Source organism: Dyella sp. S184 (genome assembly GCF_009766065.1).
In the GTDB taxonomy this organism is placed as follows: Bacteria; Pseudomonadota; Gammaproteobacteria; order Xanthomonadales; family Rhodanobacteraceae; genus Rhodanobacter.
This window is the reverse complement of record NZ_LMUE01000002.1, coordinates 1,359,082-1,382,622: the sequence shown is the minus strand read 5'-3', so window position 1 is coordinate 1,382,622 and position 23,541 is coordinate 1,359,082. Positions and strand designations below refer to the sequence as shown.

General features: G+C 63.2%; 14 protein-coding genes. 9 read left to right on the top strand and 5 right to left on the bottom strand.

Going from position 1 to position 23,541, the window contains the following annotated elements; all coding sequences use genetic code 11:
* Position 1: 1 nt before the first annotated feature.
* Positions 2-931 carry a metalloregulator ArsR/SmtB family transcription factor gene (locus GSQ75_RS06000; protein ID WP_158753553.1) on the bottom strand — a complete coding sequence of 310 codons (930 nt, stop codon included), beginning with the start codon at positions 929-931 and terminating at the stop codon, positions 2-4.
* A 204-nt stretch (positions 932-1,135) separates the two neighbouring features.
* On the opposite strand from GSQ75_RS06000, the gene GSQ75_RS05995 reads away from it, so the two are divergent.
* Complete coding sequence (locus GSQ75_RS05995) at positions 1,136-2,296, top strand: acyl-CoA dehydrogenase family protein (protein ID WP_158753552.1); 1,161 nt, start codon at positions 1,136-1,138, stop codon at positions 2,294-2,296.
* Positions 2,297-2,434: 138 nt separating this feature from the next.
* On the opposite strand, the gene GSQ75_RS05990 is transcribed toward GSQ75_RS05995, so the two are convergent.
* Together GSQ75_RS05990 and GSQ75_RS05985 are read right to left on the bottom strand one after the other, a co-directional pair.
* Entirely contained in the window at positions 2,435-5,686 is a 3,252-nt protein-coding gene (locus GSQ75_RS05990; protein WP_158753551.1) for a multidrug efflux RND transporter permease subunit, read from the bottom strand.
* A gap of 12 nt (positions 5,687-5,698) precedes the next feature.
* A complete protein-coding gene (locus tag GSQ75_RS05985) occupies positions 5,699-6,913 on the bottom strand; it encodes an efflux RND transporter periplasmic adaptor subunit (protein ID WP_158753550.1) in 1,215 nt (404 codons plus the stop codon).
* A gap of 611 nt (positions 6,914-7,524) precedes the next feature.
* Between GSQ75_RS05985 and GSQ75_RS05980 the strand changes: the two genes are divergently transcribed.
* The 4 genes from GSQ75_RS05980 (at position 7,525) to GSQ75_RS05965 (ending at position 15,492) form a co-directional block, all read left to right on the top strand.
* Positions 7,525-12,456 carry an NAD-glutamate dehydrogenase domain-containing protein gene (locus tag GSQ75_RS05980; protein WP_158753549.1) on the top strand — a complete coding sequence of 1,644 codons (4,932 nt, stop codon included), beginning with the start codon at positions 7,525-7,527 and terminating at the stop codon, positions 12,454-12,456.
* Between the two features lie 105 nt (positions 12,457-12,561).
* Entirely contained in the window at positions 12,562-13,323 is a 762-nt protein-coding gene (locus GSQ75_RS05975) for an NAD kinase (protein WP_158753548.1), read from the top strand.
* Positions 13,324-13,422: 99 nt separating this feature from the next.
* Positions 13,423-14,346, top strand: coding sequence for a 5'-nucleotidase (locus GSQ75_RS05970; RefSeq protein ID WP_158753547.1), 924 nt, complete (start codon positions 13,423-13,425; stop codon positions 14,344-14,346).
* Between the two features lie 36 nt (positions 14,347-14,382).
* The gene (locus GSQ75_RS05965; protein ID WP_343160910.1) at positions 14,383-15,492 is read left to right on the top strand and encodes a DMT family transporter; all 1,110 of its coding nucleotides are present in this window, start codon (positions 14,383-14,385) and stop codon (positions 15,490-15,492) included.
* 128 nt (positions 15,493-15,620) lie between these two features.
* Here GSQ75_RS05965 and GSQ75_RS05960 read toward each other — a convergent pair whose 3' ends face one another.
* Entirely contained in the window at positions 15,621-16,496 is an 876-nt protein-coding gene (locus tag GSQ75_RS05960; protein WP_158753545.1) for a DMT family transporter, read from the bottom strand.
* A 142-nt stretch (positions 16,497-16,638) separates the two neighbouring features.
* Here GSQ75_RS05960 and GSQ75_RS05955 point away from each other — a divergent pair, with 142 nt between their 5' ends.
* The 4 genes from GSQ75_RS05955 to GSQ75_RS05940 all read left to right on the top strand — a co-directional run bounded on the left by GSQ75_RS05955 (position 16,639) and on the right by GSQ75_RS05940 (position 21,266).
* Positions 16,639-17,808, top strand: a complete 1,170-nt coding sequence (locus GSQ75_RS05955; RefSeq protein WP_158753544.1) for an acyl-CoA dehydrogenase family protein — start codon at positions 16,639-16,641, stop codon at positions 17,806-17,808.
* A gap of 83 nt (positions 17,809-17,891) precedes the next feature.
* Positions 17,892-18,440, top strand: a complete 549-nt coding sequence (locus tag GSQ75_RS05950) for a GNAT family N-acetyltransferase (RefSeq protein WP_158753543.1) — start codon at positions 17,892-17,894, stop codon at positions 18,438-18,440.
* Positions 18,437-18,895, top strand: coding sequence for a hypothetical protein (locus GSQ75_RS05945; RefSeq protein ID WP_254058450.1), 459 nt, complete (start codon positions 18,437-18,439; stop codon positions 18,893-18,895). The genes GSQ75_RS05950 and GSQ75_RS05945 overlap by 4 nt, the downstream gene beginning before the upstream one ends.
* Positions 18,896-18,998: 103 nt before the next feature.
* The gene (locus GSQ75_RS05940) at positions 18,999-21,266 is read left to right on the top strand and encodes a thiamine pyrophosphate-dependent enzyme (protein ID WP_174236693.1); all 2,268 of its coding nucleotides are present in this window, start codon (positions 18,999-19,001) and stop codon (positions 21,264-21,266) included.
* A gap of 22 nt (positions 21,267-21,288) precedes the next feature.
* Here GSQ75_RS05940 and GSQ75_RS05935 read toward each other — a convergent pair whose 3' ends face one another.
* Complete coding sequence (locus tag GSQ75_RS05935) at positions 21,289-22,971, bottom strand: diguanylate cyclase (protein WP_343160909.1); 1,683 nt, start codon at positions 22,969-22,971, stop codon at positions 21,289-21,291.
* Between the last annotated feature and the right edge of the window lie 570 nt (positions 22,972-23,541).

The window sequence follows — 23,541 nt, the reverse complement described above, 5'->3', positions numbered from 1 at the left end:
TTCAAGATGACTTGCGTGCAAGCAGGCTGATCACTTCGAAATGAGGCGCCTTGCGTTCGCGACTGAGCCGGATGCAACTCAGCACGTCCAGTTCGGCGGCGACGGCGAAACCTTCCAGCTGCTCGCTGCTGAAGCCGAGGTTGCGATGGTCGAATGGCTCGACCGCGGTGCGATGGTCGTGCTGGCCCAGCGTGACGGCGAGCAGCCGGCCGCCGGGGCGAAGCAGTCGTGCGGCTTCGGCGACGGCCTGGGCAGGATGTTCGGCGTAGGTCAGTGCATGCAGCATCAGCACCAGGTCAAAGCGCTGCTCACCCAGGTCCAGCGCATGCATGTCGCCCTGGCGTACCTGCACGTTGGCGAAGGAGTGCAGGCGCTTTGCTGCAGCCTCGACCACGCGTTCGCTACTGTCGACACAGACGATGGAGTGCGCGTGCGGTGCCAGCAATTCGGCGGTGATGCCATCGCCAGAGGCAATATCGAGTACGTCGCCGGTGCCCAGCAATTGCAGCAGCGACCGTGCCAGCGTCTCCCAGGTGCGACCGGGCGAATAGTGGCGCTCCATGTCGCCAGCCACGGTGTCGGCCCAGCCTTCCTCGCGTGCACGATTGGCCAGCACGCCGGGCAGGCGAGCGCTGTCTTCGCGTAACAAGGCATCGTCGATGCTCTCGCGCAGCGAGCCGAGCAAGCTGTGCTGGGCCTCGTCACCCTCGTTGTTGGCGCGGTAATACGCGGACACGCCGGCGCGCCGGTCGCGCACCAACCCTGCCTCCTTCAACTTGGCTAGGTGCGTGGAGACACGCGGCTGTGCCAGATGCAGCACGGCGGCCAGCTCGGCGACGGTGAGTTCTTCGTGCTCGAGCAGCGCCAGCAGGCGCACGCGGGTGGGGTCGGCCAGCAGCCGGAGCACGCTGGAGGCGGTCGCCAGATCCATCGGGCATCCTTATATCGCGATACAGAGATAACAAGTCTGGCCTTGGTTTGCCGGGGCGTCAAGCGGCAGACAGGGGCGCTGCCTCTGGCGATGTCTGCGCCGGGGGCACGACGCAGATGACATGGATAGTTACAATAGCCGGCTGGCCTTTGGCCAAAGGTTTCGTCTTGATCAGCCGCTACATGCGGTGTCCGGGAGTAGCGCATGGATTTCCGTTTTACTGAAGACCAGCTGTCGATCCAGTCGATTGCCCGCGATTTCGCGCAGAAGCGCATCGTGCCGGTGGCGGCGGAGCTGGATGCCAAGGGTGAGTTCCCGCTGGAGAACATCCGCGAGATGGGCCAGCTCGGCCTGATGGGTATCGAGGTGCCGCATGAATACGGCGGCGCCGGCATGGACCCGATTGCCTATGTGCTGGCGATGATCGAGATCGCCGCGGCCGATGCCGCCACCGCGACCATCATGTCGGTAAACAATTCGCTGTTCTGCAACGGCATCCTCAAGCATGGCAATGAGGAGCAGAAGCAGAAGTACGTGCGCGCGATCGCCACTGGCGAAGCGATCGGCGCCTATGCGCTGACCGAGCCGCAGTCCGGTTCCGACGCTTCGGCGATGCATACCCGCGCCAGCAAGAACGCAAACGGCGACTGGGTGATCAACGGCAAGAAGAGCTGGATCACCTCCGGCCCGGTGGCGCGCTACATCGTGCTGTTCGCGATCTCCACGCCGGGCATCGGCGCCAAGGGCGTGTCGGCCTTCATCATCGACACTCAGTTGCCAGGCTTCCATGCCGGCAAGAGCGAGCCCAAGCTCGGCATCCGCGCCTCGGCTACCTGCGAGATCGAGTTCACCGATTACGTCCTGCCGAAGGAAAACCTGCTGGGCGACGAGGGCAAGGGCTTCTCGATCGCGATGGGCGTGCTCGACGCGGGCCGCATCGGCATCGCCTCGCAGGCGGTCGGTATTGCCCGCGCCGCGTACGAGGCGACGTTGCAGTGGTCGCGTGACCGCAAGGCGTTTGGCGTACCGATCGGCACCTTCCAGATGACCCAGTCGAAGATCGCCGACATGAAGTGCAAACTGGATGCGGCAACCCTGCTGACCCTGCGTGCGGCATGGACCAAGGGCGAAACCGAAAAGCACGGCGGTCGGTTCGGTACCGAGGCAGCGGTGGCCAAGCTCACCGCGTCGGAAGCGGCGATGTGGATTAGCCACCAGGCGGTGCAGATCCACGGCGGCATGGGCTATTCGAAGGAGATGCCGCTGGAGCGTTATTTCCGCGACGCCAAGATCACTGAGATCTATGAAGGCACCAGCGAGATCCAGCGCATGGTGATCGCACGCGCGGAAACCGGTTTGCGTTAAGTCGGCATCAGTTCAATAAAAAGCCCGGACGGGGAAACCTGTCCGGGCTTTTTATTTATTGGCGTTGTTGAGAGGGAAGGACGAGCGCGTTTCCCTCGTCCCGACCCTCTCCCCGAGGGGGAGAGGGAGGAACTCGACTCAATGCCCGCGACGTGGATCCGAATCGAACGACTGCATGCCGCCAGAGGTTGGCGTGGCCGGCGGCGTATCGCCATCCAGCTTGTCGCCCAGCATGCGCCGCACCACCACGTAGAACACCGGGATCAGCAGCAGGCCGAGGAAGGTGGCGAAGATCATGCCGCCGATCACGCCGGTGCCGATCTCGTGACGGGATACCGCGCCTGCGCCGCTGGAGATGACCAGTGGGAACACGCCCAGGATGAAGGCCATCGAGGTCATCAGGATCGGCCGCAAGCGCAGTCGGGCTGCAGTGAGGACGGCCTCGAACAGGGGCTTGCCGGCGGCCTGCTGCTCCACGGCGAACTCGACGATCAGGATCGCGTTCTTGGCGGCGAGACCCATGACGGTGACCAGACCGATCTTGAAGTAGATGTCGTTGGGCATGCCGGTCAGCATGTCGAACGTCACCAAGCCCAACAGGCCAAGCGGCACCACCAGCAATACGGCGAGCGGGATCGACCAGCTTTCATACAGTGCCGACAGACACAGGAATACGACAAGGATCGACATCAGCAGCAGTACCGTGGCCGAGTTGCCGGCCAGCACTTCCTGATACGACTGACCGGTCCAATCCGAGGCGAAGCCGCCCGGCAGGTCCTTGTCGATGATGTTCTGCAGCGCCTGCATGGCCTGGCCGGTGGAGTAGCCAGGCGCCGAATTGCCCACGATTTCCACCGCGGAATAGCCGTTGTAACGCGGCAGCGAGACCGGTCCCATACCCCAGTCTGCCTTCACTACGCTGGACAGCGGCACCATGTTGTACGGGCTGATCGAGTTATTGCTCACCGAGGGATTGACCTGGGTGAGATAACCGCTGGCGTTGGTCGTGGTACTGGCGGCACTGCTGACGCCACTGGGCGTATAGATGTGTTGCAGTGCATCCAGCCCCATGCGGTACGGCGCATCCGCCTGCATGTAGACGCGCTTGATGCGGCCCTGGTAGGTGAACTGGTTGATGTAATTAGGTGCCAGCAGCAATTGCAGGGCGCTGTACACATCGGTGAGTGACAACCCCATCGCCTGGGCCTGCACGCGGTCGACGCTCATCTGCAGCTGCGGCGCTTCCGGCAGCGAATTGGGACGGATGCCATAAAGCGTGGGGTCCTTGCTGGCCTTGGCCAGCAGGGTGCCCATGGCCTGGGCCAGTTCACCGCGCGACTGACCGGCACGTGCCTGCAGATACATGTCGACGCCGCCAAACTGGCTGAGGCCACGAATGGTCGGCAGGTTCACCACGAAAATCTGCGCGTCGGTGATGCTGTGCAAGATCCCGTTGGCCTGCGGGATCAATTGCATCGCGGTTTGCGAGCGCTTGTCCCACGGAGTCAGCTTGATGAAGGCCATGCCGACGTTTTCCGCGTTGCCGACGAAGCTGAAGCCTTCCGGCTGGAAGATCGCCACGATGTCATTGCCGATCGGACTGTGCTCCAGCTTGTTGCGAATTTCCGTCATCACCTGGTCGGTGCGCTGCAAGGTGGCACCCGGCGGCAGGGAGATCACCGCCAGCATGAAGCCTTGATCTTCGTCGGGTACGAAACTGGTCGGCACACGGGTGTACAGAAATCCGGCCAGCACGGTGACCAGCGCGAACGCCAGCATCCAGCGCGGGGCGTGGCGTACCGCACTGCCGACATGGCCGTGATAGGTATGTGTCACCCAGTCGAAAGTCTTGTTGAACCAGCGGAAGACGACGTTCTTCTTCTCGTTATGGGTCGGCTTGAGCAGGCTCGCGCACAGCGCCGGAGTGAACGACAGCGCCAGGAACGCCGAGAACGCCATCGACATGGCGATGGTCAGCGCGAACTGGGCATAGACGATGCCGGTGGCGCCCGGCTGCAGGGCCGAGGGCACGAACACGGCCGTCAGCACCACGGTGATCGCCACGATCGCGCCGGTAATCTGGCTCATCGCCTTGCTGGCGGCGGCCTTGGGCTCCAGGTGCTCCTCGCTCATGATGCGTTCGACGTTCTCGATCACCACGATCGCGTCATCCACCACGATGCCGATCGCCAGCACCATGCCGAACAGGGTGAGCTGGTTAAGCGAGTAATGCAGTATGTACAGACCGATGAAGGTGCCCAGCAAGGCCACCGGAATCACCAGGGTAGGGATGATGGTGGCCCGGATGTTCTGCAGGAAGATCAGCATCACCAGGAACACCAGCACGATCGCCTCGAGCAGCGTGTGCACCACATCGGTGATCGAGGCAATGATGAACGGGGTGGTGTCGTAGGGCACGTCCCATTCCACGCCGGCCGGGAGATCCTTGGCCAGGACCGCCATTTGCGCTTTTACCGCCTGGGCCACGGAAAGCGCATTGGCGCCGGGCAGCAGGAACAGCCCCAGGCCGCCAGCTGGCTTGCCCTTGTAGATCGCCGCCGAACCATAGCTCTGCGGCCCGAACGTGATGCGGGCGACATCGCTCAGTCGGACTACCGTGCCGTCGCTATTGGCCAGCACGATGATGTTGCGAAACTGCTGCAGCGAAGAAAACAGCGTGTCGGCGGCGACAGTGGCGGTGAACTCCTGGCCCTTGGTGGATGGATCGGCACCCAGGGAGCCAGCGGCGAACTGGGCATTCTGCGCACTGACGGCGTTCAGGACCTGGCTGGACGAAAGTCCGTAGCCCTGCAACTTGTCCGGATTGAGCCAGATGCGTACGGCGTACTCCGAGCCGAGCTCGAAGGTGTTGCCGATGCCGTTGACACGGGAGATCACCGGCTGAATCTGCGAGGCGACGATATCGGCGAGGCGAGCCGCGTCGATCGATGAATTGTCGGAGGTCAGCCCGATAAACATCAGGATGTCGGGGCTGGCCTTGGCCACCACCACGCCCTGCTGGGTCACCGAGGACGGCAACAGCGGCTGCGATAGGGTGACCTTGTTCTGTACCTGCACCTGGGCGATGTCAGGGTTGGTGCCGGTGGCGAAGGTCAGGGTGATCGTGCTGGAGCCGCTGGAATTGGACGACGAGCTGAAATACAGCAGGTTGTCGATGCCGGTGAGCTGCTGCTCGATCACCTGGGTCACCGTCGACTCCATCGTCGCGGCGCTGGCACCGGGATAGCTCGCGCTGATCGTTACCTGGGGCGGCGCGATATCCGGGTAGGAATCGATGCCCAGGTTGAGCATCGCAATGATGCCGCCCAGGGAGATCAGGATGGCGACCACCCAGGCGAAGATCGGGCGTTCGATAAAGAAACTTGGCATGAGACGGCTTCCTTACTGCTTGCTGCTGGCGGATTGACCGTTTTGCCCTGAGGCGGACCCTGCCTTAGCCGGAGTGGCCTGCGCTGGCTGCCAGGGTGACGCTTGAGCGGGACTGCCTTCCTTCACACCTTGCAGGCCCGACACAATCACCTGGTCGCCTGCACTCAGGCCGCTGGTGACGATCCACTTGTTGTTGTAGCTGTCACTGGCGCTGACGTCCTTGCGTACAACCTTGCCATCCGGTCCCATCGCCAGCGCATAGGCGCCAGCGGAATCGCGCAGCAATGCCTGCTGCGGGACCAGGAACACGTTATTCAGCTGGCCGAGGTTGACGGTGAGGGTTATGTACATGCCTGGCAGCAACTGGTGCTTCGGGTTGGGCACCAGGGCGCGCAGGTTGACGGCACCAGTGGTTGCGTTCACCGACACATCGGAGAAGTCCAGTGTGCCCAGCTGGTCGTATTTGCTGCCGTCGGGCAGGATGACCTGCACGGTGGTCTTGTTTTGCGCGGAGAGCGCGACGCTGCCCTTGCTCTGCGCCTGTTGCAGCATCGACAGATCGGCGGCACTGGTGGTGAAGTTCACGTACAGCTGGTCGATCTGCTGGACGGTGGTCAGCAAGGTGCCGCCAGAGCCGACATCGCTGGTGCCATTGCCCACGGTGGCGCCAACTGTGACCTGCTGCTGGCCGGCGATGCCATCGATCGGCGAAGTCACCTTGGTATAGCCCAGATTGACCCGCGCGCTGGCCACGCCCGCCTGGTCAGCCTGGACCTTGGCGGCGGCTGTGCGCACGGCGGCGTCGTCGTTGTCCACCTGCTGTTGCGACACATAGCCTTTGGGTATCAGCTTGTGATCGCGTTCGGCGGTGACGCGGGCGTTCGTATACGTAGCCTGGTCCTGGGCCAGGATGCTCAGGGCGGTGTTGAGCTGGGTCTGGTAGTAGGCCGGATCGATTTCAAACAGCAATTGGCCCTGCTTGACCGCGCTGCCTTCCGTGTAATTGCGCTTGAGCAGCACGCCGGAGACGCGGGCGGTTACGTTGGCGCTGTAATAGGGCGACAGCCGGCCGGACGTATCCTTGGTCAGCGGTGCGTTTTCGGGTTGCACCGTGATGACGCCTACCTGCGGGGTCGGCATCTTCGGCGGTCCCTGTTGCTTGCCGCAGGCGGCCAGCGCCAGCAGGCTCAAGCACAGCACGGGTGTGTGCAAAAACGAGGACTTCATGGGAGCTCCAGGACGTGGCTTGATCGGGAATGAGGGGCGTGGCCGGGACGCGGTGCAGCAAGTCGGTTGACTAGTTACTGCATCGAGACCCGCGTGTCTTGTGTCATTGGTTGGTCGGGCGGTCAGTTGCCCGATCGTCTACCTGTTCATGTAGTGCCGCCAAGAGGCCATGTCTGCGGCCCTTGCGTAAGACTATACCGTCCAGTTTACATTTTATTGGCGACATGAATCCAGTCATTGACAGGTGTGGCTGCGGTGTGAACGGTTTGCTGCCGATGTCGTGCGACGTAACACCACCGATCGCGGTCGATAGGAGACGCGCAAGTCGGTGGCCTGCCTTTGCAAGGCATGCGGACCCCTGCAGGTTTGCGGGACACGGGCACTAAGTAGCTGGCGTGATGGTATCGATGGTAGACGCCTACGTCGCGTACCTGTCAACGCAATGCGGCTTCCTGTGCGCAATCTGCACAGACGTGACAAACCGCTGAATCCATGCGCACGGGCATGGTGCGGCCGCGCCGTCGCGGGTGGATTCGTCATGCAGCGCAGCGTATCCTTCCAAGGCTTTATTACCCCCATTCTCACGCTGTCTCCACCGACCAGTAGATGCCATGAATGCGATCCATGCAGTGAATGATCTTCCCCTCTCGTCTGATGTGCTTGAAGAGCTGAAAAAAAGCGGTTTGTCGCCCCAGCATCTGGATGAGGCGCAGGTTTTCTGCCAGGCCTTCTTCGCCCGCATCGCCGGCAGCGATGCGAGTCTGCATACCCCGACGCAGTGGGCGGCGCTGGTCGGTGGCCTGCTGAACTTCATGCAGCAGCGCCAGGGCGGCCGTGCCTCGATCCGGATACTCAATCCGGTGAATGCCCACGCTGGCCGCAGCCTGCTGCAGATCGTTACCGATGACATGCCGTTCCTGATCGACACGGTGAGCATGATCGTCTCGGCCAAGCTGCAGATCCACGCGGTGATCCATCCGGTGGTGAAAGCGGTGCGTGATGCCTCCGGAAAGCTGCAAAGCCTGGGCGATGAGGCTGGCGCATCCGAATCCGTCATGCATTTCGAGATCGACCGGGTGGCCGACGAGGCCGAGCAGGCTGAGTTGCAGTCACAGGTCGAAGCCGCGCTGGACGATGTGCGCATAGCCGTAACCGACTGGGCCGCGATGCGCGACAAGGCGTTGGCGATCGCCACCGATCTGCCCCAACGCAAACTGCCGCTGGATGCAGCCTCGGTGAACGAGGCCAGCGAGTTCATGCGCTGGATCGCCGATGACAACTTCACCTTCCTAGGCTATCGCGAATACGAAGTCGCCGAGGCTGATGGTGAGCGGGTACTGCGTTCGATCGAAGGCTCCGGCCTGGGCATCCTGCACAAGAATGACCGCTCGATGGCGCCGCGTTCATTGCGTACGCTGGCCGCCAGCGAATTGCCGCAGTCCGGCTCCACCGACGCGATCATCCTGACCAAGACCAACGCGCGCTCGCATGTGCATCGCGCCGGCTACATGGATTACATCGGCGTACTGAAGTTCGGCGCCAACGGCAGGGCGGTGGCCGAGCAGCGCTTCCTTGGCCTGTTCTCCTCCAACGCCTACATGGCCCGCCCGCAGGACGTGCCACTGGTGCGCCATAAAGTCGAGGCAGTGCTGGCCCGTTCCGGGCTCAAGCGCGATTCCTATTCGGGCAAGTCACTGCGCCACATTCTGGAAACGCTGCCGCGCGAGGAGCTATTGCAGAGCAGCGAGGACGAGCTGTTCGCCACGGCGATGGGCATCCTCGAACTGCGCCAGCGCGCCCGCACGCGGCTGTTCGTGCGTCGCGACCGCTATGGTCGCTTCTTCACCTGCATGGTGTTCGTGCCACGCGACCGCTTCAACACGTCGGTGCGTGAGCGCATCGAGACCTTGCTGGGTACGGCGCTGCACGCCGAGCAGAGCGACTCGTCGGTGCAGATGGGCGAAGCCGCGCTGGCGCGACTGAACATCGTGGTGCGACCGAAGATCGGCGACCAGCCACCGTATGACCTGGCCGCACTGGAGCAGGGCGTTGCCAGCATCGTGCGCAACTGGCACGACGAAGTGCGCGATGCGCTGGTGAGTTCGCGCGGCGACCACGAAGGTGTGGTGCTGGCCAATCGTTATGCCAAATCGCTACCGGCCGGCTATGTCGAGGACGTGAGTCCGGCAGTTGCAGCCGAAGACGTGCATCAACTGTCGCTGCTGGATGGCGACAACGCGTTGCGGATGTCGTTCTACCACCCGCCGAAGGCGCCCGAGACCCTGCGCTTCAAGGTGTACCGCTCAGGTGGCGACATCGCATTGTCCGAAGTACTGCCGCAATTGGAGAACCTCGGCCTGCGTGTGCTCACCGAGCATGTGTATGAGATCCCGGGCGATGCCGCGCCGCGTTCGATCCAGGATTTCGAAGTGCAGCCGGTGGGCAAGCTCACCTTCAGTGTCGAGCAGGTCGGTGCACTGTTCGAAGACGCGTTCGAGCAGATCTGGCGTGGCAACGCCGAAAACGACGGTTTCAACCGCCTGATTCTTGGCGCCAAGCTCAACTGGCGCCAGGTGTCGATGCTGCGCGGCTACTGCAAGTACCTGCTGCAGGCGGGCGCGACGTTCTCGCAGACGTACATGGAAGAAACCCTCAACCGTTATCCGGCGGTCGCCGGCCTGCTGGTGGAACTGTTCCTGGCCAAGTTCGATCCGCGTCGCGAGGCGCTTTCCGCGGACGAGCAGAAGGCTGCCGGTGCCACCTTGGCGGCCGAGATGACGGCATTGATCCCGGCCGACGTGCAGAGCGCGCAGCCGGCACTTATCGATGGATTGAGCACGGCGCTGTCCCGGCCGCGTGACGAGCAGATCCAGGCCGTCGAGAGCGCCATCAAGGTGCTGCTGGAGAACGTCGCCAGCCTTGATGAAGACCGCATCCTGCGTAGCTTCGTGGCACTGATCCGCGGCACGCTGCGCACCAGCTTCTTCCAGTTGTGGGATGGCGCGCATCGCGACTACATCAGTTACAAGCTCGATTCGCACAAGGTGCCTGATCTACCCAAGCCGGTGCCGTACCGCGAGATCTGGGTCTGCGCACCGCGCGTCGAAGGCATCCACCTGCGCTTCGGTGCGGTGGCGCGTGGCGGCCTGCGCTGGTCGGATCGCCGCGAGGATTTCCGCACCGAGGTGCTGGGCCTGGTCAAGGCACAGATGGTCAAGAACACGGTGATCGTGCCGGTCGGCTCCAAGGGCGGTTTCTTCGTCAAGAAGGCACCGGTTGGCGGCGACCGTGATGCGCAGCTGGCCGAGGGCATCGCCTGCTATCGCCTGTTCATCAACGGCCTTCTCGACATCACCGACAACCTGGTCGAAGGCAAGGTAGTGAACCCGCACGACGTGGTGCGCCATGACGCGGACGATCCGTATCTGGTCGTCGCGGCCGACAAGGGTACTGCCACGTTCTCCGATATCGCCAACGCGATCTCGATCGAGCACGGTTACTGGTTGGGTGATGCGTTCGCTTCCGGCGGTTCCAATGGTTACGACCACAAGGGCATGGGCATCACCGCCAAGGGTGCGTGGGAGTCGGTCAAGCGTCACTTCCGCTCGCTCAACCGCGATTGCCAGACGCAGGACTTTACCTGCGTCGGCATCGGCGACATGTCTGGCGATGTGTTCGGCAACGGCATGCTGCTGTCCAAGCACACCCGTCTGCTGGCAGCGTTCGATCATCGCCATGTCTTCCTCGATCCGAACCCGGATACCGCGCGCTCGTTTGCCGAGCGTGAGCGTATGTTCAAGCTGCCGCGTTCGAGCTGGGACGATTACGACAGGTCGCTGATCTCCACTGGCGGCGGCATCTATCCGCGCAGTGCGAAGTCGATCCCGGTCTCGCCGGAAGTGCGCGCGATACTGGGCCTCAAGCCTGACGTGACGCAGCTGGCGCCGAGCGACCTGCTCAGCGCGATCCTCAAGGCCCCGGTCGACCTGCTGTGGAACGGTGGTATCGGCACCTACGTGAAATCGTCTGCCGAGACGCATGCGGATGTCGGCGACCGCGCCAACAACGCGCTGCGCGTCAACGGCGCCGAGCTGCGCTGCAAGGTGGTCGGCGAAGGCGGCAACCTGGGCATGACCCAGAAGGGTCGCATCGAGGCGGCGCAGCACGGCGTGCTGCTGAACACCGACTTCATCGACAACTCCGCTGGCGTGGACACCTCCGACCATGAGGTGAACATCAAGATCCTGCTCAATGACGCGGTACAGCGCGGCGAACTCACCGAGTCCGCGCGCAATACCCAGCTCGCTGCGATGACCGACGAGGTCGGTGAGCTGGTGTTGTGGGACAACTACCGGCAGAACCAGGCGATCACCCTGATGGAGCACCAGTCGGTGAGCCGCCTCGGTTCGATGGCGCACTTCATCCGCACGCTGGAAGCCGAGGGCACGCTGGATCGACAGGTCGAGAACCTGCCGTCCGAAGCCGAGCTCACCGAGCGCAAGAGCCGTGGTCTGGGCCTGACCCGGCCGGAGCTGTCGGTGCTGCTGTCGTACGACAAAATCCGCCTGTACCAGCAGATGCTGGATTCGGACGTGCCGGAAGACCCGTATCTGTCCAAGGAGCTGGTGCGCTACTTCCCCGAGCCGTTGCACGTGAAGTATGCCGAGCACATGCAGCGCCATCGCCTGAAGCGCGAGATCATCGCCACCGCGGTGACCAACTCGACGATCAACCGCATGGGCGCCACCTTCATGATGCGCATGCAGGAAGACACCGGCCAGCGCCCGGCGGCGATCGCCAAGGCATACACCGCGGCACGCGAGATTCTCGAGGCGCGCGAGTTGTGGGCGGAGATCGAGGCGCTCGACAGCAAGGTCGCCGAGGACACCCAGATCGACGCGATCAAGCAGATATGGTCGCTGCTGCGTCACCTGACCCGCTGGCTGCTCAATCGTCCCGGTGGCACGCTGGACATCGCGGCCAACGTCGAGCGTTACCAGGGCGGCGTGTCGGCCTTGCGCAAGGCTTTGCCGGACGTGCTGACGCCGACCGGCAAGGGCGATTTCTCCTGCACCCAGGAGAAATGGGAAGGTCTTGGCCTGCCAGCCGAACTCGGGCTGCGGCTGGCCCGCATGCCGGAACTGCGCGCCGCGCTGGACATGGTCGAGGTTGCGCAGCAGAGCGGCCAGCCGATGGAGAAGGTGGCGGCGGTGTTCTTCGAACTGGGCGAGGCGCTGGACCTGGAGTGGTTGCGCGACCAGATCGAGGCGCTGCCGGTCGAAGGCCATTGGCATGCACAGGCACGCGGCTCGCTGCTGGATGAGCTCAACCACCAGCATCGCGCGCTGGCCCTGCAGGTGCTGAGCCTGACCGGCGACCGCAAGGACGTCTCTCCGGTACAGGCATGGCTGCAGCGCGACGATGCGTCGCTGCAGTACACCCGCAGCATGCTGGCGGAAATCCTCACCCAGAACGCGGACTACCCGATCGCCTCGGTGGCGGTACGCCGCCTGGCCCAGCTGGCGCAGGTGCCAGTGAGCTGAGCCAGCGCGGGTTGAGCAAGTGAACAATGAAGGCGCAGGATCAGACATGGTCTTGCGCCTTCATGCTGTGTAATCTCGGCAAGCCACATCAACGGGTTGCCGCATATGCGCTTTGCCTTCGTCGCCAGTGATACCAGCGTTGCCCAGCAGGCGCGACGCAAACTGGTGGATCGTTATGGCGACGTGCCACCCGAACAGGCCGAACTGATCGTGGCACTGGGCGGCGACGGCTTCATGCTGCGCACCCTGCATGCCCATCGCGCGCTGGAAGTGCCGGTGTACGGCATGAAGCTGGGCCGCGTCGGCTTCCTGATGAACAAGCACAAGCTCGACGACCTGCCAGGACGGATCGAACGCGCCCATACCGCGTCGCTGTTTCCGTTGCAGATGCAGGTCACCGATGCAGCCGGCAACGAACACACGGCACTCGCGTTCAACGAAGTCTCGCTGCTGCGTCAGAGCAATCAGGCCGCCCATCTCGAAGTGCAGCTCAACAACACCGTGAAACTCGCGACGCTGGTCTGCGATGGCATCCTGGTCTCCACCCCGGCCGGTTCCACCGCCTACAACCTGTCCGCGCACGGCCCGATCCTGCCGCTGGACGCGAACGTGCTGGCACTCACTCCGATCAGCCCGTTCCGTCCGCGCCGCTGGCGCGGTGCGATCCTGCCGCATCGTACCGAGGTGATCCTGCGCGTGCTCGATCCGGTCAAGCGCCCGGTCAGCGCCACTGCCGATTTCCATGAAGTACGGGACGTGCAGACGGTATCGATCCGGCAATCCGGCGGGCAGGGCGTGCGGCTGCTGTTCGATCCGGAGCACAGCCTCGAACAGCGCATCCTGGACGAGCAGTTTGCGGCCGAATGACAGTTGAGGAATGAGAAGTGAGAGAAAGGCCGGAGCCTGCTGTCTCTCACTTCTCGCTCCTCTCCACTCACTTCCTGCTCAATGCGGTAGATTCACGGCATGACCCAGCCAACCGTCTACGACTCCGCGTCGCCCACCGACAACCGGCTGGTGGTCGCGATCTCCTCGCGCGCCCTGTTCGATCTCGGTGACAGCCACGCGCTGTTCGAACGCGATGGGCTCGATGCCTACCGTTCGTTCCAGATCGATCACGAGAACGAGATCCTCAAGCCCGGCGTGGCCTTCCCGCTGGTGCAGAAGCTGCTCGGTCTCAACAAGCTGGCGGGCGACGTGCCGCCGGTCGAGGTGATCCTGCTGTCGCGCAATTCCGGCGATACCGGCCTGCGCATCTTCAACGCGATCCAGCACTACGGCCTGGAGATCAGCCGTGCCGCATTCACCAGCGGTGCGCCGACCTCCGACTACATCGCACCGTTCAAGGCCGACCTGTTCCTTTCTGCCAATGCCGAGGATGTCGGCCGCGCACTCGCGGCCGGTGTGGCAGCAGCCACCATCCTGCCCAGCACGGCGCCACCACGCGCCAGTGAACAACTGCGCATCGCGTTCGACGGGGATGCGGTGATCTTCGGCGACGAGGGCGAACGCGTGTCGCGCGAGGAAGGCCTGGAAGCGTTCCATCGCAGCGAAACCGAACATGCTGCCGAGCCGCTGTCGGTAGGCCCGTTCCGCGGCTTCCTCACTGCGCTGCATCGCCTGCAGATCGCATTCCCGGCCGAGGATTCGCCGATCCGCACCGCGCTGGTCACCGCGCGCTCTGCGCCCGCACACAAGCGCGTGATCCTCACCCTGCGCAAGTGGGGCGTGCGCATCGACGAGGCGCTGTTCCTCGGTGGACGCGACAAGGGCCCGTTCCTCGATGCTTTCGGCGCCGATATCTTCTTCGATGATTCACCAGCGAATGTTGAATCGGCGCGCAAGCATGTGGCGACCGGGCATGTGCCGCATGGCGTGAGCAACCGGTAACGCCCCCGTTAGCCTATGGGACGGAGACTGACCGTGATGGGTGGGGTATTTCACATGCAGGTTTCCAGGCATCAGCATTTGCGCGGTGTTTTCCAGGGACTCGCGGCGGCGGCGTTGTTCGGGCTGAGTACGCCGCTGGCAAAAATCCTGGTTGGCCAGATTTCTCCATTGCTGCTGGCGGGGATACTCTATGCCGGATCCGGTATCGGTCTTTCGATCTGGATGCTGATCCGACGTGTGGCCGGTAGGCCATCTGCAGAAACGTCCCTGGCTCGCACAGACCTGCCATGGCTGGCTGGCGCGGTGGCTTTTGGTGGTGTGTTAGCGCCGATCCTGCTTATGGTGGGCCTGTCATCCATGGATGGCGCCACATCATCGCTGCTGCTGAATCTCGAGGCGGTCCTGACGGCCCTGATCGCCTGGGTGGTATTTCGGGAAAACTTTGATCGTCGGATTGCCCTGGGAATGCTCGCCATCGTTGCCGGTGGCGTGCTGCTGGCATGGCGGCCGCATGCTGGCGCCATGATTCCGTTGGGTGCCGCGGCCATTGCTGGTGCATGTTTGTGCTGGGGCATCGACAACAATCTGACGCGCGCGGTTTCTGGCGGCGATCCGGTGCAGATTGCCGCGATCAAGGGTGTCGTGGCCGGCGTCATCAACATTGCCGCGGCGCTTCTCGTTGGGCATCGCTTCCCGGGTGTGCTGGTCACCCTCGCAACGGGCATCGTCGGCTTCGTGGGTTACGGTCTCAGCCTGGTGCTGTTCGTGCTGGCACTCAGGAGTCTTGGGACGGCACGTACGGGGGCTTATTTCTCAACTGCGCCTTTCCTGGGTGCAGGTGTCTCGCTGGTGCTTTTCGCGGAACAGCCAAGCCTGCTTTTCTGGTGCGCCGGTGCGCTCATGGCCGTGGGCGTCTGGCTCCATCTCGCCGAGCGGCACGAGCATGTACATGTGCATGAGACGATGACCCATGATCACCGGCACGTTCATGACGAGCACCACCAGCATGAACACGACTTTCCGTGGGACGGCAAGGAGCCTCACGCACATCCGCATCGGCATGCGCCACTGGTTCATTCGCATGCGCACTATCCCGATCTGCACCACCGGCATGGCAACGATCACGGTCCGGGCAAGGGCGGCTGATATCGCACCATGCCGCGCACGCTCACGGATCTGAAAGCTCGACGCAGCGAATGATGGCGAGCCGGGTAGTGCCAGTCGATGAGGATGTCCTGGCCGCGGTGGGTGTCGAGCGAGCGTGCGCGCAGTCGTCACACCATCCGCAAGCGTTTCCACCAGCGCGTGACCTTCTCCTCGCGTATCAAAGTGAACAGGCCGGCGCCGAGGATGATCGCGATGCCAACGGCCATCGGCCAGTCCAGCTTGTCGTGGAACAGCATGTAGCCGAGCAGCACCGCCCACAGCATCTGGCTGTATTGGGTGGGCGCGACGTGATTGGCAGGAGCTTTCTGCGTAGCCAGCATCAGCAGCACGCCGGCCAGCGCGGCGAGCAGACCGTAGCCAAGCAGCAGGCCGATCTGCGGCAGGCTGGGCCAGCGGAATTCCGCCAGCATCAGCACGCCGGTGAGCAGCAGCGGGCCGATCACGCCGGCGCTGTAGAGGGTGATGCGTTTTTCATGTGGGCCGGCCACACGTAGCGCGATCATCGAGATGGCGCCGGCGAGGGCGCAGATGGCGGCTGCCAGGTGGCCGATGCCGAGCGCGCGAAAACCCGGCCGCAGCACCACCAGCACGCCAACAAAACCAGCGACTACCGCCGACCAGCGGCGCCAGCCGACGTGCTCTTTCAACAACGCGACCGACAGGATGGTCACGAAGATCGGCAGCAGGAAGATCAGCGCAAACGCCTCGGCCATCGGCAGTGCGGTGAAGGCGATCACGGCGGCCGTGCCGCCGATGGCGCCTGCCAGGGCACGCACCAGGTACAAGCCAGGGCGCCTGGCGACCAGTACTTCGCGCCAGCGGTCACCGCGGGCCTTGATAAAGGGCAGCGCCAACAGCCCCAGTGCGGCGCCGAAGAACACCGCCTCGTAAGCCGGCAGCGAGCCCCTCAGCGACTTCACGAAAGCGTCGCTGAGGGCATATGCCGCAAATGCCATGAAGCCGAGCAATACACCTTTGAACATGGATTTCCGGTATTCAAGGGGGAAGGGCTGTGGGGCCGGTTTTGCTGGCCAATATTGAGCCCGGACTGGCTGGCGGGACGCCTGTGCAGGCCTGAGTCCCGCGCTACAATAGCGGTTTTACGCATCCGCTTCCGGAGCTTCCATGGCTGTCAGTCTGAATCCGCTCGATCTGTACGATGTCCGTTCGCTGCTTACCGACGAAGAACGCATGGTGCAGGACACCGTCGGCCGTTTCATCGACGAGCGCGTGCTGCCGATCATCGGCGATTGTTTCGACCAAGGCCGCTTCCCGAAGGAGCTGATTCCGGAGATTGCTGCCCTTGGCCTGCTTGGCGCGACGATTCCCGAGGAGTACGGCGGCGCCGGCATGAACGGTGTCAGCTACGGCCTGATCTGCCAGGAACTGGAGCGCGGCGATTCCGGGTTGCGCAGCTTCGCTTCGGTGCAGAGCTCGCTGTGCATGTACCCGATCTATGCCTACGGTAACGAGGAGCAGAAGAAGCAGTATCTGCCGCGGATGTCGGCCGGCGAAGTGATCGGCTGCTTCGGCCTGACCGAGCCGCACGGCGGCTCCGATCCGGCGAACATGAAGACCCATGCCAAGAAAGATGGCGGCGACTGGGTGATCAACGGCGCCAAGATGTGGATCACCAACGGTAACCTCGCACACATCGCGATCGTGTGGGCGCAGACCGAGGACGGCATCCAGGGCTTCGTGGTGCCGACTGACACAGCCGGCTTCAAGGCGCAGGAAATCCACAAGAAGATGAGCCTGCGCGCGTCGGTCACTTCGGCGCTGTTCTTCGACAACGTGCGCGTGCCGGACAGTGCACGGCTGCCGAACGTGAAGGGCCTGAAGGGCCCGCTGGGCTGCCTTACGCAGGCGCGTTACGGCATCACCTGGGGGCCGATCGGTGCTGCGCAGGCGTGCCTGAAGGAAGTGCTGGACTACACCAAGGAGCGCATCCTGTTCAACCGTCCGCTGGCCTCCAATCAGTCCGTGCAACTGAAGCTGGCTGACATGGCCCGGCGCATCACCGGTGCGCAACTGATATCGCTGCAGCTCGGTCGTTTGAAGGACGCTGGCAAGATGCAGCCGACCCAGGTGTCGCTGGCGAAGTGGAACAACTGCCGCATGGCGATCGATATCGCTCGTCAGTGTCGCGACATCCTCGGTGCCGCTGGCATCACCACCGAGCATTCGGCAATCCGCCACGCGCTGAATCTCGAATCGGTGATCACCTATGAAGGCACCGAGACCGTGCACGAGCTGGTGGTGGGCCGCGAACTGACCGGCATCAACGCGTTCTGAAGCGCTCTGATGCTTGCTCGTCATTCTGGCAAAAGCCGGCATGACGAGCCGCATGGGTGGACGTATCCGGAGAGTGATGCGGAATGGGTTTGCCAGACATCATCATCGAAACCGATCGCCTGATCCTCCGCCCGCCGCGGGTGGAGGATTTCGATGCTTATGCCAGCAAGATGGCGGACCCGGAAGGCACGCGATTCATTGGCGGCCCGCAGGTACGCGCGGCGGCATGGCGCAGCTTTCTCACGTCAGCGGGCGCATGGATGATCCAGGGCTTCTCCATGTTTTCGGTGATCGAAAGGGCCAGCGGCCGTTGGATCGGTCGCCTCGGTCCCTGGCATCCGGAAGGCTGGCCTGGCACCGAGGTGGGTTGGGGCCTGGCGCGTGAGGCGCAAGGAAAGGGCTATGCCTATGAAGGCAGCGTGGCAGCGATCGACTGGGCCTTCGCCAACCTGGAATGGACCGAGGTGATCCACTCCATCCACCCCGACAACCGTTCTTCGCAGTTGCTTGCCCAACGGCTCGGCTCCAGCCTTCAGGGCCTTGGCAAACTGCCGGCACCGTTTGAGGACAGTCCCATCGAGATCTGGGGCCAGACGCGTGAGCAATGGCTGCAGCGTCGTCGACCGGCATGAGCGATTTGTTGCACGAAACCTTTGCGATGGTGGTGCCGGATCTTCAACGGCACTGCCGCGATCGGTGGGTTTTGATCGGGAGTGCCGCTGCTCGCCTGATCGGTGCGGACGTCACGGTGGCCGACGTGGATGTGTTGACCAGCGTACGCGATGCAGAAAGCCTGATCGCGCATTGGCAGTCGCATCTTGACGGCGCCCATGCACCGGATGGTTCCGATCATTTTCGCTCGCGCTTCGCGCGTTTCCATTTTGCTGGGCTGCCGGTGGAAGTGATGGGCGGCCTCGAATTGAGCGGGGTGCATGGCTGGCAACCGGTGCAGGTGCGGGAGATCGTCACCGTGTCCTGTGGTGATATGGCCGTGCCGGTTCCCTCGCTGGCCGATCAGATTCGTGTACTGGAAAGCTTCGGCCGGCCCAAGGATCAAAAACGCGCAGGCTTGCTGCGTGCGCTATGAAGCATCTGATGGCGCCGCACTGGTGCGCGCATCAGCCTACGACAGATAATTCCCCGTTCGATGCCGCCGCAGCGGCACATCATTCACGAGAAACCTCACCATCATGACTGCCATGCCCATCGCCGCCCGCCACAAAGGCTTCAACCGCGCCGAAATTGTCGATCAGAACTTCACCGAGTTCGTGCAGCTGTGGCAGGGTGAGGCGCATGCCGCACCGCGAGACGATCAGCCCGTGCTGCCGGGCAGCGCTCTGGATGCGCGCGGCTTCCGCGAGCTGCTGGAATCGCAGCTGATCTCGCGTCACCTCGACCTGATGGCGCGCGTGCTGCGTGTGCAGAACAAGGTGTTCTACACGATCGGTTCGTCTGGCCACGAAGGTAATGCGATGGTGGCGCGGCTGACCCGGCATACCGATCCGGCCTTCCTGCATTACCGCTCCGGCGGCTTCATGGCCGAGCGTTTCCGCAAGCTGCCGGGGATGGATGCGGTGATGGATTCGGCGCTGAGCTTTGCTGCCAGCAAGGACGACCCAGCTTCGGGTGGCCGCCACAAGGTATGGGGCAGCAAGCCATTGTGGGTGCTGCCGCAGACCTCGACGATCGCCTCGCATCTACCCAAGGCGCTCGGTACCGCTGTGGCGATCGAGCAGGCGCGACGGATCGGCCACCAACTGCCAATTCCGGATGACAGCATCACGATCTGCTCGTTCGGCGACGCGTCCAGCAACCATGCCACGGCGCAGACCGCATTCAACACGGCGGCGTGGACGGCGTATCAGAAGCTCCCCGCGCCAGTGCTGTTTGTATGTGAGGACAACGGCATCGGCATCTCGGTGAAAACCCCGACGGGCTGGGTTGCCAGCAATTTCCAGCAGCGCTCCAACCTCGATTACTTCTTTGCCGACGGCCTCGATCTGGCCGAGGGCTACGCCCAGGTGCAGCGCGCGGTGGAACATTGCCGCACGACGCGTCGGCCGACCTTCCTGCATCTGAAGACCACCCGTGTGATGGGCCATGCCGGCACCGATTTCGAGATCGAGTGGCGCAGCATCGAGGAACTGTTCGCGGTGGAGGCGAGCGATCCGCTGCTGCGCTCGGCGGGTATCGCACTGGAGTCCGGCCTCTACAGCAAGGATGAGTTGTTGGATATGTACGAGGCCATGCGCAAGCGTTGCTTCGCCGCGGCCGAGGACGCGGACTCGCGGCATCGGCTGACTTCGCTCGAGGATGTGATGAGGCCGCTGGCCCCGTACACCCCGGCGGCCGTCAAGACCGAGGCTACGCGTGCAGACTACGCCGAAAAGCGACTCGCGGTGTTCGGTGGTGAGGCGAAGCTGCCGGAAAATCTGCCGCCGCGTCACCTGGCGATCCAGATCGGTCAGGCCTTGCACGACCTGCTGGCGAAGTATCCGCAGGCGCTGCTGTTCGGTGAGGACGTGGCGCAGAAGGGCGGCGTCTATACCGTCACCAAGGGCCTCAACAAGACCTTCAAGGGCAGCCGCGTGTTCAACACGCTGCTGGATGAGACGATGATCCTCGGCCTCGCCCAGGGCTACGCGAACATGGGCATGCTGCCCATGCCGGAGATCCAGTATCTGGCGTATTTCCACAATGCCTGCGACCAGATTCGCGGCGAGGCGGCATCGCTGCAGTTCTTCTCCAATGACCAGTATCGCAACCCGATGGTGATGCGGGTTGCCTCGCTCGGTTACCAGAAGGGCTTCGGCGGCCATTTCCACAACGACAACTCGATCACGGCGCTGCGTGACATTCCGGGCCTGGTCGTCGGCTGCGCCAGCCGCGGCGACGATGCGGCGATGATGCTGCGCACGCTGATGGCGCTGGCGAAAGTCGATGGCCGCGTGTGCGCGTTCCTCGAGCCGATCGCGCTGTACATGACCAAGGATCTGTACGAAGCCGGCGACGGCTTGTGGCAGTTCGATTATCCGTCCCTGGATAAGGCGATGACGCTGGGTGAGGGCCGCATCTACAACGAGACCGCGAACGACCTGGTGATCTTCACCTTCGGCAACGGCGTGCCGATGGCCTTGCGCGCGGCGAAGCAGATCGAGGCACAGCACGGCTGGCAGATTCGCGTGATCGACCTGCGCTGGCTGGCACCGCTCAACAACGCATTCATCGCGGCGCAGGCGAAGACGGCCAAGCGCATCCTGGTGCTGGACGAAGGTCGCAAGAGCGCTGGCGTGGGTGAGGGTGTGATCACCGCGATCGTCGAGGGCGGCTACGGCGCCACGCCAATGCAGCGCGTAGTCGGCGCGGATACCTTTACGCCGCTGGCCGGTGCTGCGCTGCTGGTACTGCCGGGCGAGGCTGAGGTGGTGGCAGCGGCGCGGGAGCTTGCAGCGCGCTGATCCTGGTCGTCATGTACCTGGTTCAGCGTTCGCGCGTTTCGACCACATGCAACTGTGGGCCGCTATGCGTGTTTGCCGACATGCGCTCAGCGTAGAGGCAGACCCGGTTGCGACCATTGAGCTTGGCGTCGTACATGGCCTGATCAGCGCGTTCGAGCAGTGACTCCACGTTGTCGCCGTCCTGCCGCATGGCGATGCCGATGCTGATGCTGAGCAGCTGTGAATCCGCGCTCACCGGAATTTCCAGCCGGTGTACGCGCCGGCACAGTCGGGTGGCCACCTGCATCGCCTGTTGTGCGACGGCGCCGTCGAGCAGTGCGACGAACTCCTCGCCACCGTAGCGGCAGAGCAGGTCGCTTGGGCGCAATTCTGTAGCCAGCGCCTTGGCTACGGCGATCAGTGCGCGGTCGCCGGTGTTGTGGCCTTGATAGTCGTTCAGCAGCTTGAAATGGTCGAGGTCGAGAAACAGCAGAGCGATCGACCGCGATGGTGTGCTTGCAAGCAAGGAGCTGGCACGCTCACTCCAGGCGCGACGGTTGAGCACGTTGGTTAGCGAGTCATGGTCAGCCAGCACCCGCACCGTGTCGCGATCATGGCGCAGCCTGAGTGCGCGGTCGGCCAGGCCCAGTGACAGCACGAGTGCCTCGAACGCACCACCTGCCAGGCTGGCGTCATTGAGCCAGTCCAGTTCAGGCAGTGCGCCGTTGACCTGGGCACTCGTCATCGCGGTGAGCAGCAGCAGCGGCGTCCAGCCGGCGAGGAAGAACCATGCCTGGCGCGAGCCGCGCGCGGCGGCGACGATGGCGGCGGTCAGCAACAGCGTTGCGCCGATCATCAGCAGCGGGTTCAGTAGAACCTGCGCCACGTCGATCAGCATGGCGATGTGGCTGCAGCGCATCAGCACCAACTGGATCATGCCGACGGCCAGCGCCACGATCGGTACCCGCAGCAGCGGAGCGTAACGCTGCAGTTCGCAGAAACGCATCATGAACAGCGCGGCGAACGCTACCGAGAGTGCAACCGCCGCCGAGCCTGCCATCACCATCATGCCGGACAGCCACGCCCATTCCAGCGGATGGAACAGGAAGCCGGTCTGGATACCCTGGATCAGCGCGTAGCAGACGATGTAGCCGGCATACCAGGCATAGGTGACGTCGCGCAGCATCAGCGCAAAGCACACGGCCATCAGCACCATTGCCAGCATCACTGCGAAGCAGGCACTGGCGAATACCAGCCACTGCGCGTCCTGCTGCAGGTAGTCGTTCCACGGCAACAACTGGAAACGCACCGGCGCGCTAAGCGACGCTGATGGCTCGAACTTCAGCAGGATTGGTGTGGATGCCGCCTGCTCGATAGGTACGTGCCAGGCCAGCCGGCCATGACCATGGGTTGGTGCGCTGAAATCATCCAGTGCCAGCGTCTGTGTCTTATCGTTGGCATACACCGTGACCGCGCCAAGCGGAGGCGGATAAACCGTCAGCACGCGTTCGCTGTTGTCCCATGGTGGTTGCGGTGCGATGACTACCCAGCTGCCTTGTGCGCTATGTGGAAACCGCTCCAGCAGTGAAGGGTTGAAACTCTGCAGCAGGCCGTTGCGATACTCGTTCATCACGGTTTGCGGCGTATCGCCGGCGCGGACTTCGCGCCAGGCGCCGTTCAACGGGGTAGCTGCGTGGGTGAGACCCAGCCATAGCAGGCTGAACACAAAACCGATCCATGACCGCCATAGGCGGCCGGATGTCGGTACTGTGACAAGCCTCTCCATCTGCCTACTCCTGTTCGGTGATACTCCTGCAGAGCTGCGAGCGAATGATGCGTATAGCGGTCAAAACCTCCATGCCGGTGACAGCCGCGCATTATTCCATACCGCGTCATCGATAGCAGACCACCGGTCGACTCGTTGATTATGGATCGAACTGGTTATCACACAGGCGTCCTGGTACCTGTGTGAAAATCAAGCACTGGTCGTGCCAGTGCGTTGCGGCATTGCGCAAACGCTGCCACCACACTATCCACAGACTATTGTCGTGCTGGCATTCATGCCGTGACGGTGTGGCCTGCCGGGTTCAGGCTGGACGCGGAGCGTCACCCAGGCTTTGATCGTGCGGGGTATTTCGGGGGCTGCGGCATCCGATGCAGCCCTCTACTTGGGGGATTCTGACGTCTGCACGAACAGAATCTGACCCGCCGAGATCAACCATGAGCTGGGGGGAGTGCGTCATAACTCCATGACGCGCAGGTCGAAGTGTTCACACGCAGCCTGGATTCGGCCGTG

Coding starts and splice junctions, on each gene's coding strand:
- GSQ75_RS05980 (WP_158753549.1), top strand. CDS start 7,525: ATGAATGCGATCCATGCAGTGAATGATCTTCCCCTCTCGTCTGATGTG.
- GSQ75_RS05940 (WP_174236693.1), top strand. CDS start 18,999: ATGACTGCCATGCCCATCGCCGCCCGCCACAAAGGCTTCAACCGCGCC.
- GSQ75_RS05990 (WP_158753551.1), bottom strand. CDS start 5,686: ATGCCAAGTTTCTTTATCGAACGCCCGATCTTCGCCTGGGTGGTCGCC.
- GSQ75_RS05955 (WP_158753544.1), top strand. CDS start 16,639: ATGGCTGTCAGTCTGAATCCGCTCGATCTGTACGATGTCCGTTCGCTG.
- GSQ75_RS05985 (WP_158753550.1), bottom strand. CDS start 6,913: ATGAAGTCCTCGTTTTTGCACACACCCGTGCTGTGCTTGAGCCTGCTG.
- GSQ75_RS05950 (WP_158753543.1), top strand. CDS start 17,892: ATGGGTTTGCCAGACATCATCATCGAAACCGATCGCCTGATCCTCCGC.
- GSQ75_RS05970 (WP_158753547.1), top strand. CDS start 13,423: ATGACCCAGCCAACCGTCTACGACTCCGCGTCGCCCACCGACAACCGG.
- GSQ75_RS05995 (WP_158753552.1), top strand. CDS start 1,136: ATGGATTTCCGTTTTACTGAAGACCAGCTGTCGATCCAGTCGATTGCC.
- GSQ75_RS05960 (WP_158753545.1), bottom strand. CDS start 16,496: ATGTTCAAAGGTGTATTGCTCGGCTTCATGGCATTTGCGGCATATGCC.
- GSQ75_RS06000 (WP_158753553.1), bottom strand. CDS start 931: ATGGATCTGGCGACCGCCTCCAGCGTGCTCCGGCTGCTGGCCGACCCC.
- GSQ75_RS05945 (WP_254058450.1), top strand. CDS start 18,437: ATGAGCGATTTGTTGCACGAAACCTTTGCGATGGTGGTGCCGGATCTT.
- GSQ75_RS05965 (WP_343160910.1), top strand. CDS start 14,383: ATGGGTGGGGTATTTCACATGCAGGTTTCCAGGCATCAGCATTTGCGC.
- GSQ75_RS05975 (WP_158753548.1), top strand. CDS start 12,562: ATGCGCTTTGCCTTCGTCGCCAGTGATACCAGCGTTGCCCAGCAGGCG.